This is a genomic window from Bacillus sp. FSL K6-6540, assembly GCF_038007545.1.
Genome location: NZ_JBBOXH010000002.1, coordinates 560,151 through 575,644 on the forward strand (window position 1 = coordinate 560,151; position 15,494 = coordinate 575,644).

Consider the following 15,494-nt stretch of genomic DNA (forward strand, 5'->3'; position numbering starts at 1 on the left):
CACAATCCCGCTTATTCAGATTAAGAATACGCTTTCATCATAAATCATGACAGCGTTTTCGTCAACTATTTTTTTAGTTAAATAGTTTGATAAAACATGTAGACAAAAATTCGTAAAAATTAATTGTGAAATACTTCACAATATCGTGCTATACTATGCTCAATCATGAAAGAAAGCAGGAAAAGACAATGGAAACTCAAGCATTGCAAAAGGTTGAACAGTATGCTTTGAAAAAACAAAACATATTCGCTTCAAGCAAAATCCGTTATGTGCTTCGGTCCATTTTGGCCAGTATGTTTATTGGTTTTGGCATTACAGCCGCAAGCAAAACAGGCAGCTATTTCTTTATGGCTGATTCTCCGTTTGCCTTTCCGGCAGCCGCTGTCACTTTCGGGGCCGCTATTCTGCTGATTGCTTACGGAGGCGGAGATTTATTTACCGGCAACACCTTTTATTTCACCTATACCGCGCTCCGGAAAAAACTCAGCTGGCGCGACACCCTGTACTTGTGGATGTCAAGCTATGCCGGCAATTTAATCGGCGCCATTCTGTTTGCCATCCTGATCAGCGCGACGGGACTTTTTGAGGAGCCTTCTGTTCATTCTTTTTTGATTCATTTGGCAGAGCACAAAATGGAGCCGCCGGCTTCCGAATTGTTTTTCAGAGGAATGCTGTGCAATTGGCTTGTGTGCCTCGCCTTTTTCATTCCAATGTCTCTCAAAGGGGAAGGAGCAAAGCTTTTTACCATGATGCTATTCGTTTTCTGCTTCTTTATTTCCGGCTTTGAACACAGCATTGCCAATATGTGCACATTCGCCATCTCGCTTTTGATCGAGCACCCTGATACAGTGACACTGATGGGAGCAGTCAGAAACTTAATTCCCGTTACGCTCGGCAATCTGACCGCGGGAATAGTCATGATGGGCTGGATGTACTACACACTGAATCCTGATCAATAAAAAAACTTCCAGAGATCACTCCCTGCAAGTCAAATCGGTTATTCCGAGAGATCTTGAAGACGCTGGACATGCAGCGTGATATAGCCGGCCTCGGTTTCCGGCAAATGTAATTGATATTCATTTTTCAAAAACTCCGCCAGCTCCAGCGCACATTGATAGGCGAATGAATACTTTTTTTGGATGAAATAAAGCATCTCCTCGTCCATACGATGGAGCGCTTCATTTGATTCCAACCGGCTGACCGCGTATCGCAAATGCGTGACAAGGCGTTGATAGGAAATGCTGTTTTCATCCACCTTTCGATTAAAGTATTGTTCTATTTTCTCTATCATTTCTTTGATCATGGTCGTATGCTTCAGCGCTGAATACATGCTCTCCGCATCCATCTTCGCCGTATGGATGTGAAGGGCAATATAACCCGCTTCATCTTCAGGCAGAGACACGCCCAATGTCTCTTTTACATGTCCGATCGCCCACAGGCCGATCTCATATTCTTTTTTATAGAGCGCCTTTATCTCATGCAGCAATTTATTCTGCACAAGCAGCCCATTTTGAATCCTTTCGATCGCAAAGGACAAATGGTCGGAAAGCGCGATATGAATGTGATCGCTCAGCGGCGCCGCGAGCTCTCCTTCCGCATAGCTGATGATATCCTCAGCTATTTCTATATGCTCCTCCGGCAGTGTTTGCAGGATTTGTTTGAACTTTTCATTCTCGTCGCGCACGACAAAGATTTTTTCCACTTTATTCATAGGGATGAGATCATTTTTCTTTTTTTGAAAAGCGATTCCCGGCCCCATCACGATTTTTTCCTGATCATCCTCTTTTATTAAAGCCGCATTGTTGTTTAATACTTTATAGATTTTCAAGAGGTTATCTCTCCCGCCAATTTGCTTTTGACTGGGATTTTACCTCCTTTTGACCGCCATGTAAAGATGCGGGCCCGCTCTCTCCTGCTTTGGCGATTCCTTGAAGGCTTGCAAACATCTTCTTTTATAAAGCGCGGCGGCTTTCGCTTTCTGCTTTTCTTCCTCATTCACAGCCATCCGCCACTCATAAAACGAAACGAGTCCTGCGGCCTGCACAGCCGCCTTTCTTTGGTATGTACGCTGAGCCGAATAGACCGCGGCAGCCGCAGTTTTTCTGTCCGGCGTCACCCAGTTCATCAAAAAGACCATCCACACCCGTAAAGATACAAGCAAACGTTTCATAGAAAAACATCCCTCCGCTTCTTTTTGGCAGGCAGCCTTTTTAGCAGCCCGTTTTCTCAGCCGCAGCCCGCAAGAAAAGACGGCCGATTTCTTTTCTCGCAAACTAGCGGCTCTAGCAAAACTCATGACTCTATGATAGACCGTGGAAAGAGAATTCTTTGTCACAATATGAGTGAAAAAACCAACTAGTTTTTAGAAGTTTTGTTGAAAGCTGAAAGAATTGAAATGAAAATTGGAGAACCGCTTTGAAAACTTTATACACAAGTTATCCCAAAGATAAGAACAACTTAATCACAAGAGATATCCACATGTCCACAAACTCTATCTATATTTTGTATACGAACGTATATTCCTAACTATATATATACACAGGTTTATTCACTTATACACAGGGTTCTGTGTATAACTCCTTCGTTATACACAAACAAAATCCAATAAATGGTCCAAATGACACAAGGATTTTTTTGAATTTTCAAGAAATATATACTAGATCTTTCACATTTTTTCTAAATACAAAGGGGGAAACACATTGAAAAAGGGGATCATTCGCTTTCTGCTTGTAAGTTTCGTCTTATTTTTTTCGTTATCCACAGGTATTACGGGCGTCCAGGCAGCTCCGGCTTCTTCAAAAACGTCGGCTGATCTGGAAAAAGCCGAGGTATTCGGTGATATCGATATGACGACAAGCAAAAAAACAACCGTTATAGTGGAATTAAAAGAAAAATCCTTGGCAGAAGCGAAGGAAGCGGGAGAAAGCCAATCGAAAAGCAAGCTGAAAACCGCTCGCACCAAAGCAAAAAATAAAGCAATCAAAGCGGTGAAAAACGGAAAAGTAAACCGGGAATATGAGCAGGTATTCTCAGGCTTCTCTATGAAGCTTCCAGCTAATGAGATTCCAAAACTTCTCGCGGTAAAAGACGTTAAGGCAGTGTACCCGAACGTCACATATAAAACAGACAATATAAAGGATAAAGACGTCACAATCTCCGAAGACGCCGTATCTCCGCAAATGGATGACAGTGCGCCTTATATCGGAGCAAACGATGCATGGGATTTAGGCTACACAGGAAAAGGCATCAAGGTGGCGATTATTGACACTGGGGTTGAATACAATCACCCAGATCTGAAGAAAAACTTTGGACAATATAAAGGATACGATTTTGTGGACAATGATTACGATCCAAAAGAAACACCAACCGGCGATCCGAGGGGCGAGGCAACTGACCATGGCACACACGTAGCCGGAACTGTGGCTGCAAACGGAACAATTAAAGGCGTAGCGCCTGATGCCACACTTCTTGCTTATCGTGTGTTAGGGCCTGGCGGAAGCGGCACAACGGAAAACGTCATCGCGGGCGTGGAACGTGCAGTGCAGGACGGGGCAGATGTGATGAACCTGTCTCTCGGAAACTCTTTAAACAACCCGGACTGGGCGACAAGCACAGCGCTTGACTGGGCCATGTCAGAAGGCGTTGTCGCTGTTACCTCAAACGGCAACAGCGGACCGAACGGCTGGACAGTCGGATCGCCGGGCACATCCAGAGAAGCGATTTCTGTCGGTGCGACTCAGCTGCCGCTCAATGAATACGCCGTCACTTTCGGCTCCTATTCTTCAGCAAAAGTGATGGGCTATAACAAAGAGGACGACGTCAAAGCGCTCAATAACAAAGAAGTTGAGCTTGTCGAAGCGGGAATCGGCGAAGAAAAGGATTTTGAAGGGAAAGACCTGACAGGCAAAGTCGCCGTTGTCAAACGAGGCAGCATTGCATTTGTGGATAAAGCGGATAACGCTAAAAAAGCCGGTGCCATCGGCATGGTTGTGTATAACAATCTCTCTGGAGAAATTGAAGCCAATGTGCCAGGCATGTCTGTCCCAACGATTAAGCTTTCATTAGAAGACGGCGAAAAACTCGTCAGCGCTCTGAAAGCTGGTGAGACAAAAACAACATTCAAGTTGACGGTCTCAAAAGCGCTCGGTGAACAAGTCGCTGATTTCTCATCACGCGGCCCTGTTATGGATACGTGGATGATTAAGCCTGATATTTCCGCGCCAGGGGTCAATATCGTGAGCACGATCCCAACACACGATCCTGGCCATCCATACGGCTACGGATCAAAACAAGGAACAAGCATGGCATCGCCCCATATTGCCGGAGCGGTTGCCGTTATTAAACAAGCCAAACCAAAGTGGAGCGTTGAACAGATTAAAGCCGCCATCATGAATACCGCTGTCACTTTAAAGGATAGCGATGGGGAAGTATATCCGCATAACGCTCAAGGCGCAGGCAGCGCAAGAATCATGAACGCAATCAAAGCCGATTCGCTCGTCTCACCTGGAAGCTATTCATACGGCACGTTCTTGAAGGAAAACGGAAACGAAACAAAAAATGAAACGTTTACGATTGAAAATCAATCTTCCATTAGAAAGTCATACACACTTGAATACTCATTTAATGGCAGCGGCATTTCCACATCCGGCACAAGCCGTGTTGTGATTCCGGCACATCAAACCGGGAAAGCCACTGCAAAAGTAAAGGTCAATACGAAGAAAACAAAAGCTGGCACCTATGAAGGAACGGTTATCGTCAGAGAAGGCGGAAAAACGGTCGCTAAGGTACCTACATTGCTGATTGTGAAAGAGCCCGATTATCCGAGAGTCACATCTGTCTCTGTCAGCGAAGGGTCTGTACAAGGTACCTATCAAATTGAAACCTACCTTCCTGCGGGAGCGGAAGAGCTGGCGTTCCTCGTCTATGACAGCAACCTTGATTTCGCAGGCCAAGCCGGCATTTATAAAAACCAAGATAAAGGTTACCAGTACTTTGACTGGGACGGCACGATTAATGGCGGAACCAAACTTCCGGCCGGAGAGTATTACTTGCTCGCATATGCCGCGAACAAAGGCAAGTCAAGCCAGGTTTTGACCGAAGAACCTTTCACTGTTGAATAAGAAAAAGCCCTGCCGATTCGGCAGGGCTTTTTAAAGATCAGTCAGCAAACGCCTCCTGCAATAAGCGATACGATCGGAGCTTATCTTCAAAATGATGCGTGATGGTCACCACCATGATTTCCTCTGTTTCATACGCTTTACTCAAAGCTAGCAGCCGCTCCTTAACCTGTTCTTTCGTACCAACAATCATTCGATTTCGATTATCAGCAATTCGTCTCTGTTCATAAGGAGAATACGTATTTTTCCGAACAGCTTCATACGAAGGAACTCCCTCTAAAGGAATACCCTGCTCTCCCGCCAAAAGTGTAAAATCAAGCACAGCCCCAAGCTCCTCTGCCTTCTCCTCCGTGTCAGCACAAAGAACAAAAACAGCAACTGCCGCTCGAGGCGTATCTCCTAACACAGACGGTTTGAATCGCCTCTTATACTGTCTGACAGTACCCTCTCCGCCCTCTCCATTGATAAAATGGGCAAACATATAGCCAGCGCCAGATTCAGCTGCGAGCAGCGCGCTTTCTCCAGATGAGCCGAGCAGCCACACATCCGGAGCCGTTGAAATATGCGGCGCAGCGGTCAGATTCGGAAAACGGTGTTTGTCATCCGCCAAATCATGCAAATACATGGTCAGCTCCTTAATTTGCTGTGGATACTGATCAGCATTGCGCTTACCGCCGTCATTCAGCGCCCATGATGCAATCGGCATTCCCCCCGGTGCTCTGCCAAGCCCCAGGTCAATTCTTCCTGGTGTCAGCCCCTCCAGAACACGAAAGTTTTCAGCTACTTTATAAGCACTGTAATGCGGCAGCATGACTCCTCCTGATCCAACACGGATTCGCTTTGTTTTCGCCGCTATATGACTGATTAGCACCTCAGGACTGGACCCTGCCAGCCGTTTTGAAAAGTGATGCTCAGAAACCCAGAATCTCTTATATCCAAGGTCCTCAGCAGCTTGGGCAAGCGCAACGGTTTGCTGTAAGGCCGTTTCTGCATTGCTGCCCTCTGATACTGGAGATTGATCTAATATACTTAATGAAACCATCCCTACCACCTCATCCTCATCGTATCACTGATCCCCTATTTTTTCTCCAAAGCCGCTCACACTGCTTATCAGTGTCCCCTATCATTCGCCATTTATTTGTGAAAGCATGTCCCTATTTGTCGGAATATGTTACACGTGAAACATAAAAACCCCTCCAGACGGAGAGGTTTGCTTTAGTTTTTATTAAAGCCCTTTTCTTTCACGTAGTCATTTAAATACGTACGCGGCTTTTGCTTCATAAAGTTCAGTATTTGATCGGACCACGTTTCTTCCCGCTTCCCGTTTGTTCTTTCTCTATAGTAATCAGAAATGGTTTTGTCATACGTATTCATAGTATGACGGAAATCGTCTGTGTTCACATTATACGTATTCTCATGATAAACGGCCTGCTTTGGCAATCTTGGTTTTTTGCCAGAAAGGTTCGCAGGATGGCCTACTGCCAGTCCGAAAAGCGGGAGCACATGGTCAGGCGTTTGCAGCACCTCTGTCACCTTGTCCAGTTCATTCCGAATGCCACCGATATAGCAAATGCCAAGCCCCATGGATTCAGCGGCAATGCTCATATTTTGCGCTGCCAGCGCCGCATCAATCAAGCTAACCATAAACATTTCTGTATTCTCGAGCAGCTCAGAAATATGTTCACCTTTTTCCTCAGCCAGTTGTTGATGGCGGTACAAATCCGCACAAAATACAAAAAAGTGTCCGTTCTTCTCAACATAAGGCTGATTCCCAGCAAGCACGGACAGCTCACGTTTTTTCTCAGGATCAGAAACCCCGATAATCGAATATGCCTGCACATAGCTGGATGTAGACGCAGCCTGCGCACTTTTCACTAATGTATCAATTTCTTCAGCTGTCAAAAGCTGATCAGTAAAAGACCGGATTGACCGATGATTCAAAATGGTTTCGATTGTGTTATTCATCACAAATACCTCCTTATCACTTTTTATCATATCCGAAAAAAAGTGATCTCAAAAGTGAAATGCTCTGCACAAAAAAAAGACAGCCTCTGTAAAGGCTGTCTGCATATCAAGAATTAAAAAGATAACTTCTGTATTTCGTCAGCTGCACACTTGCATTATATACAATCCCAAATCCGATTAACGTGGAAAGTGTCGAGCTTCCCCCATAGCTGACAAACAGCAGCGGAATCCCGGTAACAGGCATAATGCCAATGTTCATTCCGATATTCTGGAATGTGTGGATCACAATTAACGCCGTATAGCCAACGCAAAAGAAAGAAGCGAAACGGTTAAACGGATGTATTTTGTCTATCAGAACAACAAGCCTGTAGATTAAAAAGAAGAACATGATGACAACAATTGCACAGCCTATAAAGCCAAATGACTCACCTATTATGGAAAAGATAAAGTCAGTCGTACTCTCTGGAACATAAACCTTCAAATTAGAAATACCATTACCTAAAATACCACCAGATCCTATTGCCATGATGGCCTGGTCAACTTGCCAGCTGTCATTTGAATCTTCCTGTGTCTCATTTGAAGCAGACACCCAAGAAGTGACCCGCTTAATTTGATAATCCTGTATTCCAACTGATTTAGCAACGTCAGGAAAGTTTATCATTACTAATAAAATTAATGAAATGAGTAAGATACCTGAACCAGCTATGATCGCAATCAATTTCCAATTTATCCCTGACATAAAAACCATTACAAGAACGATAAACATACATATTCCCGCAGTCCCAGCATCCTGCATCAAGATAAGACCTACAGGAATAACTGCGACACCCGCAATCTTTAATAACAAGTGGATATCATCCCTAAGCGTCCGAACTCCTTTAGGATTTGCTTTTCCAATAACTGAAGCAAGCATCATAATCAAACCAACCTTCATAAACTCTGACGGCTGTATTGTTATTCTACCGATCCTAAACCAACTTTTTGCCCCTTTAATAACAGGTGCAATAGACTCGGGACTGATTTTAAGAATAATCAAAGATAAAATACCAATGATAAAAATATATAAACTTAACTTTTCAAGCTGTTCTAAATCAAAGTACAAAAGAACTGTAATGGCAACAGCCCCCAAAAGATAAAACACAATTTGCTGAATCCAATCCGTGTTCCCATACTGCCCAAACTGACCGGCAGCATAAATTGATACTACGCTTATAATAAAAAACACACCAAATATAAAAATCAAATCCCCCTGGTAAAAGGGGCTTTGCTGTTTCTTATATCGACTCATTCTATCCCGCCTTACATTTTCATCGGAAAATCACTAATGTTTATTATACATGAACCACGTTCAAGATGACACGTGAAGCTCGCTTCCTTTTATGTTTTTTCAGCATTTGCGGCGCTTTTTCAGCTACACGAAATATGACGTATCATAAACCGAAATGTTTCGATTGACACAAAACTTTTCAAATGAAAAAAACGCCATACCAATAGAATTTGTTAAAAAACGAATGCGATAATGTGTTATGTTCCCAAATAATGTGATACCTCATATAGAAATAGCTAAAAATTCAGACCCCCATGCCCATACATTCTCCTAGCACATTAAACAAAAAAAATAAGACGATAGATCCAGTCCATTTCTGCAAAAACACGTATCAATTTCTGGAAAACATGGTATAATAATTGTAACAGAATGTTCAAAAAACAATCACAAAACAGACACAACTCAGTTCCTCTATTTCATTTTTGTAAACGTTATCACAAAATGAAAGGAGACGGGTATGATGGACATGTTTTTTGCTTACTTATTGGTTGCCAGCGCAACGCCTCTCTTTATTTGGCTTGATAACAAAAAAGTCGCACTCTCAGCTATACCGCCAATCATTTTAATGTGGGTATTCTTCTTCTTTTACGCAACAGAAAGCCTTTCTCCACTTGGACACACTCTCATGATTATCTTGTTTGCCGTTAACGTCATTGTCGCTCATATCGCCGCATTTATCATTTACGGCCTTCCGTATCTTCGCAGAAAGCGAAGCAGCTGAAGACAGCAAAAAACCCTCTTCCAATGAAGAGGGTTTTTGTATTATTCGTTATGGCCTGAATGCTCTGAGTGTTCAGCGCCTCCAGGAGGATTTCCGTCCATATGGTCACCATGGTGATAGTGAGCCGCGAAAATCCAGATGGATCCAAGTACGATAACGATCGCGCCAAAGAATCCGAACAGCGTGTTTCCGACTTGGATCGTGCCGTTTTCGCTCTCTGTCATATGCATAAACATGAGAAGCTGCAGCGCCGCCTGAATGAAGGCGAAGCCGAAGATAATCCAAAGTTTTGCTGATGAGCTCAGGTCAGTATACACTGCAACCCATAGAGCCAGCAGGGTCAAAACGATAGACAGGATAAAACCTACAATGTGTTTCCATGGAAAGTGACTGTGTTCAGCAGATTTGTTTGCCATTTTACAGACCCCCCAATCCCATGAGATAGACACCTGTAAAGATGAAAATCCATACAACATCTAAGAAGTGCCAGTACAAGCTTGAGATAAAGATTTTAGATGAAGTTTGCGGAGTTAAGCCGCGTTTCTTCAACTGAATCAGAATTCCTGTGATCCAGAAAATCCCGATTGTTACGTGAGTTCCGTGAGTTCCAAGTAAAACAAAGAATCCAGACCAGAACGCACTTGTACTGAGAGCCGCTCCTTCATGTACATAGTGAACAAACTCGTTGATCTCGCATCCGACGAAGCCGGCACCGAGAAGAAGAGTGATAATTGTCCAAATGACTACGCCTTTTAAACTTCCGCGGCGCATTTCATGAACAGCGATCCCGCAGGTAAAGCTGCTGATCAGCAGCAAGAACGTCATAATCATTACCAGATTGACTTCAAATAGTTCGTCTGGCAAGACACCTCCAGCTGTTCTGTTTTTAAGAACGAAGAAGGTTGCAAATAGTGTTGAGAACAACACAATTTCTGCCCCTAAAAAGATCCAAAACCCGAGAATATTAAGTCTGCCGGTTTCAGATTGATATTCCATAGGCGCGTTAGAATTGCCGTGTTCTGCATGTTCCATAACTCACGCCTCCTTATTCGGAAATCTTTCTTTCCGTCTCTTTTATTTCATCAACACTAATGTAGTAGCCGTTGTCGTATTCGAATGAACGCAGAACCATGCAGAGCAGGACTCCGATCAATCCGACTACGCCCATCCAGTACCATTCAAAGACAAGTCCAAAGCCAGCGAGACCGAAGGCAACAGACATAAAGAACGGTCTGCCTGAGTTGCTTGGCATATGGATTTTCTTGAATTTGCTTTCAGGGTATAATTCAGTTTTTTCTTCTTTCATATGCAGGAATGCATCTTGAGATTTGACTTCAGGAAGCACCGCAAAGTTGTAATGCGGCGGAATCGCAGAAGAAGTCGCCCAATCAAGCGTACGTCCCACACCCCATGAATCTCCGCTGATTTCACGAGTAGAGTAACGGAAGCTGTAGTAGATGTTATAGCAAAGGATTAAGAATCCTACGCCCATCATGAAAGCTCCGACTGTTGAGATAAAGTTCAATGTTGTCCAGCCGTCATTCGGTCCGTATGTGTAAATACGGCGAGGCATGCCTTGAAGCCCCAAGAAATATTGCGGGAAGAAACAAATATTGAACCCGATCATAAAGATCCAGAAGAACCATTTTCCGATTCTTTCGTTCAGCTTGTGGCCGAACATTTTTGGATACCAGAAAATAAATCCGGCGAAACAAGCAAATACAGTACCTGCGATCAGCACATAGTGGAAGTGAGATACAAGGAAGTACGTATTATGGTATTGATAATCCGCTGCTGCCATCGCAAGCATAACCCCTGTAACCCCGCCGATAACGAAGTTAGGAATGAACGCAAGCGCCCACAGCATAGGTGTTGTAAAGCTGATTCGGCCTTTATACATTGTAAAGAGCCAGTTAAAGATTTTAACCCCGGTTGGGATTGAGATTGCCATTGTCGTAATTGAGAAGAATGAGTTAACGGACGCACTGTTCCCCATTGTGAAGAAGTGGTGAGTCCAAACTAAGAAACTCAATACAGAGATGGCGATAATAGAACCAACCATCGCTTTGTAACCAAACAATTGTTTTCTTGCAAAGCTTGAGATGATTTCTGAGAAAATACCAAACGCCGGAAGAATAACGATATATACTTCAGGATGTCCCCAAATCCAGAACAAGTTAGCCCAAAGCATCGGCATACCGCCTGCTTCCAATGTGAAAAAGTGAGCGCCGAACAAACGATCAAATGATAAAAGTGCTAATGCTACTGTAAGTACAGGGAACGCAAACACGATAATAACCATTGTGATCAGTGTTGTCCATGTGAACATCGGCATACGCATTAATGTCATGCCTTTTGTTCTCATTTTTAAGATTGTTACCATAAAGTTGATCCCTGTCATCAGGGTACCGATACCGGCAATCTGAAGTCCGAGGAGGTAGTAGTTCTCACCCGGCCCAGGGCTCATGTCGTTACTTGCAAGCGGCATATAACTCGTCCAGCCTGCGTTCGGAGAACCTCCGATAACGAAAGAAATATTGAAAAGCATCGCCCCTACAAAGAACGTCCAGAAGCTCAGGTTGTTCAAGTAAGGGAACGCAACGTCGCGGGCACCGATTTGAAGAGGTACAACAACGTTAATAAGACCGATTAAGAACGGCATCGCCATGAAGATGATCATGATTGTACCGTGAGTTGTAAAAATTTCATTATAGTGGTTTGAGTCTAAAAAACTGTTATTCGGAAGCGCTAGCTGGGCACGCATCATCAGACCGTCGACACCGCCGCGGAATAACATTATTACAGCAGATATAATGTACATGATTCCGAGTTTTTTATGGTCAACAGTAGTTATCCATTCAGACCACAGCCATTTCCACTTTTTAAAGTAAGTCAGTACAAAAATAATGGCAATGGTTGAAAGCGCAATGGAAACTTGTGCGCCCAGAATTAATGGGTCACCAGTTACGAAAAATTCGTCCCATTTGAATTTCATGCAGGCTTCCTCCTTTCCTGATCAATATCATTCTTCTGTATCATCAGACTTCTTAAATTCGTTTTTCTTTACGTTTTCAAACGGATCTGTTTTAGAGTGCGGTGAAACGGCTTGATAGCCAAGGCGTTTGCGCGCCTCCATTGCGTACTCAGCGTCTTGTCCGTGATCAACGTATTTCAAGTGAGTAGAAGAGAACGTTAATTCGTCCACATTTTCAGGAAGCATCAATTCATCATACTTCTCTTTTGTCAGCTTAGGAGCCTCGTTCTGAGTCTTTTTCACCCAGCTGTTAAAGTCTTTTTCTGTGACTGCATTCACATCAAACTCTTGGTCTGCAAAATGTTCACCTGTGAAGTTCGCGTTGCGGCCTTCGTAAGTACCCACTTTGTCAGCCTGTAAGTATTGATCCATCAGCATTCCTGCCATCGCATATTTTTGCCCTCCAAGCTGAGGAATCCATAGCGAAGCCATTGAATCTGCAGATGAGATTTTGAACAAGATCGGGCGGTCGACAGGAATGTTTAAGTAGTTGACCGTTTCAATATCCTGTTCAGGGTAGCTGAATACCCATTTCCAGTCTACCGAAGTAGCATAAACAACAAGAGGCTCTTTGTCTTTTGTTGCTTCAGGAGCTTTTTCTAACGAATATATCGTCTGTACTGTTGGCACAGAAAGTGCAATGACGATTAAAATTGGGATCACTGTCCAGACTACTTCTAAAAACGTGTTACCGTGAATTTCTGGGTTATAAGATCCATTATCTTTGCCTTTACGGTCGCGGTATTTTACTAAAATAATGGTAAATAGAACAAAGACGACCCCGACGATAAACAGCATAAATCCGATAGATAACAGGATTAAATCACTTTGCTGTTCAGCTACAGGTCCTTTCGGATCTAGTACTGAAGCATTGCTGCATCCCCCAAGGACGAAAACCACAGTTAACAGCGCTAATACAAGCAACGGTTTTAATGCTCTGAACAAGAAGATCACCATCCTTCCTATTGATGTAATAAATCTGAAGTGCATACTTCCTCAAAATCTTTTCTCTACTTTGTTATGCTATCAAAAACTTCACTTATTAGCTTTATTTTTTTATAAACTTCATCCCATTTTCGCTTAAATGTCATAAAATCGACAAAAATTGCTCCAACTTTATTCACATCTATCGCTTAAGATGAAAAGTTTCTAGTTATTTCCGCATATAAAGTAAAGAAAGATGATGAAGAACTAATTCTGACAAATTAAGGTTTACCACAATAAAAAACTTAGGTCAATCAAAAATTTCATTTTGTTAAACTTTCTAGATAGGAATTATTTTTTCCTCGTCTAGCATCTTTTCACACGGTTACCATTTTAACGCATCAAATATTGAAAGAAAAGGCGCAATGAAGAGCCAATATGCTCTGAATTGTCCGTATTTTTTTATGAGAGCATCCAGTTGTTTATCTTATACAAAAAAGAGGAATGATATAAGCAAATAAATAAAAAATAGGATGTGTTGCATGATGAGTTTTCTTATTTCACTTATCGTCGCTATTATTATCGGATGGCTTGGAAGCCTGTTTGTAAAAGGAGATATGCCCGGAGGAATTATCGGGTCTATGATCGCAGGTCTTATAGGCGCCTGGATCGGACACGGGCTGCTTGGAACATGGGGGCCGCACCTAGCCGGATTTGCCATTATTCCAGCGGTAATCGGCGCAGCCATTGTTGTCTTTCTAGTAAGCCTGTTAACCAGAAAAAGAGGATAAAAGCAGCAGCACCCGAAGCGTCAGCGCTTTGGGTGTTTGTTTTGCCATAAAAATCGAAAAAGCCTCAACCCTAGCGGTTGAGGCTTTTGACTGGTTTGGCGCCCAACTGATCGATGAACCTTCTGAAGGCCTGTTTTCCCACTGCTGTCTGCTTAAATACACCGGCGTATTCAAGAATGCGAGCGAATACATGTCCCAGCTCTTCTTTTATGACTAGATCTGCATTCTCTTTTGTTATGGTTCTTTTTTCCATCATCCGAAGAGCCCATTCACTATGCTTTGCCGTGAGCGGATTTTGTTCTAAGGCTGTTTTTGGATCAGCAGAGCATAGCGCCGCTGCCGTTTCTTTCATTTCCTCCTGTAAGCGGCCAGGCAATATCGCCAATCCCATGACCTCAATCAGGCCGATATTTTCTTTTTTAATATGGTGGACTTCTTGATGAGGATGAAATATTCCTAATGGATGCTCCTCATCCGTCCGGTTGTTCCTCAGTACGATATCGAGTTCGTACAAGTCTCCCCTGCGCCGCGCAATCGGTGTGACCGTATTATGGGGCGTATCGCCTGTATAGGCGGCAATGCCGGCTTTTTCATCGGAATACGTCTGCCACGTGCGGAAGATATGGTCAGCAGCTTCGGCGACATGACCCGGTTCGTCTCCTTGGAGCCTGAGCACAGACATCGGCCACTTCACTAAGCCCAGCGACACGCCGGGATAATCATTTAATTCATAAACGTCTTCCGCTTCTGCACGTGCCATTGGAAAATCATGCGCGCCGCCTTGGAAATGATCATGGCTTAGGATGCTGCCGCCGACAATCGGCAGATCCGCGTTTGAACCGATAAAATAATGCGGATATTGGCCAAGAAATGCCAGCAGCCTTTCAAATGTTTTTTTGCTGATCTCCATCGGTTCATGTTCACCTTTTAAGACAATGCAGTGCTCCGGATAATAGACATATGGCGAGAATTGCAGGAACCATTGTTCGTCCTCAAGGATGACCGGAATGATTCTGTGATTTTGCCGGGCTGGATGATTCACGCTTCCCTCGAAGCCGACATTTTCTTTACACAGCAAACACATCGGATAATTTGTCTGTTCCTGCTCTTTTGCAGCCGCAATCGCTTTCGGGTCCTTTTCAGGCTTTGATAGGTTAATGGTCATTTCCAGCTCGCCATATTCGGTCGGCACCGTCCAATGAACATTTTTGGCAATTCTGTCAGTCCGTATATAATAGACATCCTCTGAATATTGATAGAATTCCTTTGTCGCCTGTTTTGGGCCGTATAATGCTTTTGTCTCTTCAAATTTGCGAATGACCTCGGACGGGGCAGGCACAAAACAGCCCATCAGCTTTGCGCTGAGCAGGTCACGGTACGTATCTGTATCCGCTTCCATTCGGCCGGTTTCGGCAGCCCATTTATAGATGGGAGCTAGCAAGTCCGGCAAGCTTTGTGACTGCTTGATGCTGGTGCTGGAGTTCGGCTCGGGATGTGTGATGCCCAGCGCTTCATAAAGACGGTTTCTCGTATATTCCCGATCCCAGATCGAAATCAATTTTCGTTCCAGGCCATACTCAAGCAGCTGTTCCAGATGTTCAATAATACTCATATG

Annotated in this window: 14 protein-coding genes; 4 read left to right on the forward strand and 10 right to left on the reverse strand. The window is 43.7% G+C overall.

Going from position 1 to position 15,494, the window contains the following annotated elements:
* The first annotated feature begins 188 nt into the window (after positions 1 to 188).
* Positions 189 to 959: a formate/nitrite transporter family protein gene (locus tag MHH82_RS35260; RefSeq protein ID WP_069964380.1), complete on the forward strand. Its 771-nt coding sequence runs from the start codon at positions 189 to 191 to the stop codon at positions 957 to 959.
* Between the two features lie 38 nt (positions 960 to 997).
* Here the strand turns inward: MHH82_RS35260 and sacT are convergent, their stop codons facing one another.
* Both sacT and MHH82_RS35270 read right to left on the reverse strand, forming a co-directional pair.
* The gene (gene sacT / locus MHH82_RS35265; protein ID WP_033883423.1) at positions 998 to 1,828 is read right to left on the reverse strand and encodes a sac operon transcriptional antiterminator SacT; all 831 of its coding nucleotides are present in this window, start codon (positions 1,826 to 1,828) and stop codon (positions 998 to 1,000) included.
* Positions 1,829 to 1,867: 39 nt separating this feature from the next.
* Positions 1,868 to 2,170, reverse strand: a complete 303-nt coding sequence (locus MHH82_RS35270; protein WP_003222155.1) for a hypothetical protein — start codon at positions 2,168 to 2,170, stop codon at positions 1,868 to 1,870.
* 529 nt (positions 2,171 to 2,699) lie between these two features.
* On the opposite strand from MHH82_RS35270, the gene vpr reads away from it, so the two are divergent.
* A complete protein-coding gene (gene vpr, locus MHH82_RS35275; protein ID WP_072175357.1) occupies positions 2,700 to 5,120 on the forward strand; it encodes a serine protease Vpr in 2,421 nt (806 codons plus the stop codon).
* Positions 5,121 to 5,157: 37 nt separating this feature from the next.
* Here the strand turns inward: vpr and MHH82_RS35280 are convergent, their stop codons facing one another.
* The 3 genes from MHH82_RS35280 to rodA all read right to left on the reverse strand — a co-directional run bounded on the left by MHH82_RS35280 (position 5,158) and on the right by rodA (position 8,370).
* Complete coding sequence (locus MHH82_RS35280; protein WP_032722719.1) at positions 5,158 to 6,159, reverse strand: LLM class flavin-dependent oxidoreductase; 1,002 nt, start codon at positions 6,157 to 6,159, stop codon at positions 5,158 to 5,160.
* 173 nt (positions 6,160 to 6,332) lie between these two features.
* A complete protein-coding gene (nfsA, locus tag MHH82_RS35285; protein ID WP_003244098.1) occupies positions 6,333 to 7,082 on the reverse strand; it encodes an oxygen-insensitive NADPH nitroreductase in 750 nt (249 codons plus the stop codon).
* A gap of 106 nt (positions 7,083 to 7,188) precedes the next feature.
* Positions 7,189 to 8,370, reverse strand: a complete 1,182-nt coding sequence (gene rodA / locus MHH82_RS35290) for a cell shape-determining peptidoglycan glycosyltransferase RodA (RefSeq protein ID WP_003227413.1) — start codon at positions 8,368 to 8,370, stop codon at positions 7,189 to 7,191.
* Between the two features lie 496 nt (positions 8,371 to 8,866).
* Between rodA and ywcE the strand changes: the two genes are divergently transcribed.
* Positions 8,867 to 9,130: a spore morphogenesis/germination protein YwcE gene (gene ywcE / locus MHH82_RS35295; RefSeq protein WP_003227411.1), complete on the forward strand. Its 264-nt coding sequence runs from the start codon at positions 8,867 to 8,869 to the stop codon at positions 9,128 to 9,130.
* A gap of 41 nt (positions 9,131 to 9,171) precedes the next feature.
* Here the strand turns inward: ywcE and qoxD are convergent, their stop codons facing one another.
* Genes qoxD through qoxA form a run of 4 tightly spaced genes read right to left on the reverse strand, consistent with a single transcriptional unit; the run spans position 9,172 to position 13,118 of the window.
* Positions 9,172 to 9,546, reverse strand: coding sequence for a cytochrome aa3 quinol oxidase subunit IV (qoxD, locus tag MHH82_RS35300; RefSeq protein WP_003227410.1), 375 nt, complete (start codon positions 9,544 to 9,546; stop codon positions 9,172 to 9,174).
* A gap of 1 nt (position 9,547) precedes the next feature.
* Positions 9,548 to 10,162, reverse strand: coding sequence for a cytochrome aa3 quinol oxidase subunit III (gene qoxC, locus MHH82_RS35305; protein WP_003227409.1), 615 nt, complete (start codon positions 10,160 to 10,162; stop codon positions 9,548 to 9,550).
* 13 nt (positions 10,163 to 10,175) lie between these two features.
* Complete coding sequence (qoxB, locus tag MHH82_RS35310) at positions 10,176 to 12,125, reverse strand: cytochrome aa3 quinol oxidase subunit I (RefSeq protein WP_003227407.1); 1,950 nt, start codon at positions 12,123 to 12,125, stop codon at positions 10,176 to 10,178.
* Positions 12,126 to 12,152: 27 nt separating this feature from the next.
* The gene (qoxA, locus tag MHH82_RS35315) at positions 12,153 to 13,118 is read right to left on the reverse strand and encodes a cytochrome aa3 quinol oxidase subunit II (RefSeq protein WP_010886637.1); all 966 of its coding nucleotides are present in this window, start codon (positions 13,116 to 13,118) and stop codon (positions 12,153 to 12,155) included.
* A gap of 515 nt (positions 13,119 to 13,633) precedes the next feature.
* Here qoxA and MHH82_RS35320 point away from each other — a divergent pair.
* Positions 13,634 to 13,879: a GlsB/YeaQ/YmgE family stress response membrane protein gene (locus MHH82_RS35320; protein WP_009968363.1), complete on the forward strand. Its 246-nt coding sequence runs from the start codon at positions 13,634 to 13,636 to the stop codon at positions 13,877 to 13,879.
* Positions 13,880 to 13,949: 70 nt separating this feature from the next.
* Here MHH82_RS35320 and galT read toward each other — a convergent pair whose 3' ends face one another.
* Complete coding sequence (gene galT / locus MHH82_RS35325) at positions 13,950 to 15,491, reverse strand: UDP-glucose--hexose-1-phosphate uridylyltransferase (protein WP_072175356.1); 1,542 nt, start codon at positions 15,489 to 15,491, stop codon at positions 13,950 to 13,952.
* Between the last annotated feature and the right edge of the window lie 3 nt (positions 15,492 to 15,494).